General features: G+C 44.3%; 1 protein-coding gene. It reads left to right on the top strand.

Annotation, left to right across the window (positions count from 1 at the left end; all coding sequences use genetic code 11):
- The coding region (gene groL, locus BQ7314_RS07555; RefSeq protein ID WP_245394943.1) for a chaperonin GroEL at nt 1–1,372 on the top strand (1,372 nt) is incomplete at both ends.

Genomic DNA, 1,372 nt, shown 5'->3' with positions numbered 1-1,372 from the left:
CGCAAGTTAATGCTAGCCGGCGTCAACGTACTATCTGACGCAGTAAAGGCTACTTTGGGCCCTAAAGGTCGCAATGTTCTTTTAGCTAAGTCTTATGGAGCTCCAGTCATTACTAAAGACGGAGTTTCCGTAGCCAAAGAGATTGAGCTTCAAGACAAATTTAAAAACATGGGGGCTCAGTTGGTTAAAGAGGTGGCTTCCCAAGCTAATGATCAAGCTGGAGATGGTACTACTACAGCAACTGTTCTGGCGCAAGCAATTATTAATGAAGGTCTGAAATACGTTGCGGCAGGAATGAATCCTATGGACCTGAAGCGAGGCATTGATAAGGCTGTTGCTGCTGTTGTTATGCAGCTGAAATCCATGGCTACTCCCTGTGAAGACAGTAAATCTATTGCTCAAGTGGCTACTATTTCTGCCAATGCTGATGAGCAGGTAGGTCAAATTATTGCTAAGGCTATGGATAAAGTAGGAAAAGAAGGTGTTATTACCGTTGAGGAAGGCACTGGACTGGAAAACGAATTGGATGTTGTTGAAGGCATGCAGTTTGACCGTGGTTATTTATCTCCTTATTTTATAAATAATCAAGAGAGTCTTTCTGCTGAACTGGAAGCTCCTTTTATTTTGTTAGTTGACAAAAAAGTATCTAACGTTCGAGATATGCTACCAATTTTGGAGTCTGTTGCTAAGGCTAGTAAGCCGTTGTTAATTATTGCTGAAGATATTGAGGGTGAAGCGCTGGCTACGTTGGTTGTTAATAGCATGCGAGGAATTGTTAAGGTAGCTGCAGTTAAAGCACCAGGCTTCGGTGATCGTCGCAAGGGTATGCTGCAGGATATTGCTGTCCTTACGGGCGGTACAGTTATCTCTGAGGAAGTTGGCTTGTCTCTAGAGGGCGCTACTCTGGAGAGTTTGGGTTCTGCCAAACGTGTTGTTATCTCTAAAGAAAATACCACTATTGTAGGTGGTACAGGCAACCAGACTGAAATTTCTAACCGTGTTAGTCAGATTAGGGCTGAAATAGAGCTATCTTCTTCTGATTATGATAAAGAAAAACTCCAGGAGAGGGTAGCGAAGTTGGCTGGAGGGGTTGCTGTCATCAAGGTTGGTGCAGGCAGTGAAGTAGAAATGAAAGAGAAGAAAGCTCGTGTGGAAGATGCACTAAATGCAACTCGCGCTGCTGTTGAAGAAGGGGTAGTGGCTGGTGGTGGTGTCGCCTTAGTGCGTGCGATGTCTGCTATCAAGGTTGATGCTACCAACACTGAACAGGAAGCAGGTGTGAAGTTAATTCTGCGTGCTTTGGAAGGCCCTATTCGTCAAATTGCTGCTAATTCTGGGGACGAAGGATCAGTTGTTGTGAACAAGGTTAAAG

Source organism: methanotrophic endosymbiont of Bathymodiolus puteoserpentis (Logatchev), from assembly GCF_900128525.1.
Taxonomy (GTDB): Bacteria; Pseudomonadota; Gammaproteobacteria; order Methylococcales; family Methylomonadaceae; genus Methyloprofundus.
The sequence above is the reverse complement of the archived record's forward strand: the minus strand, read 5'-3'. Positions and strand labels throughout refer to the sequence as shown.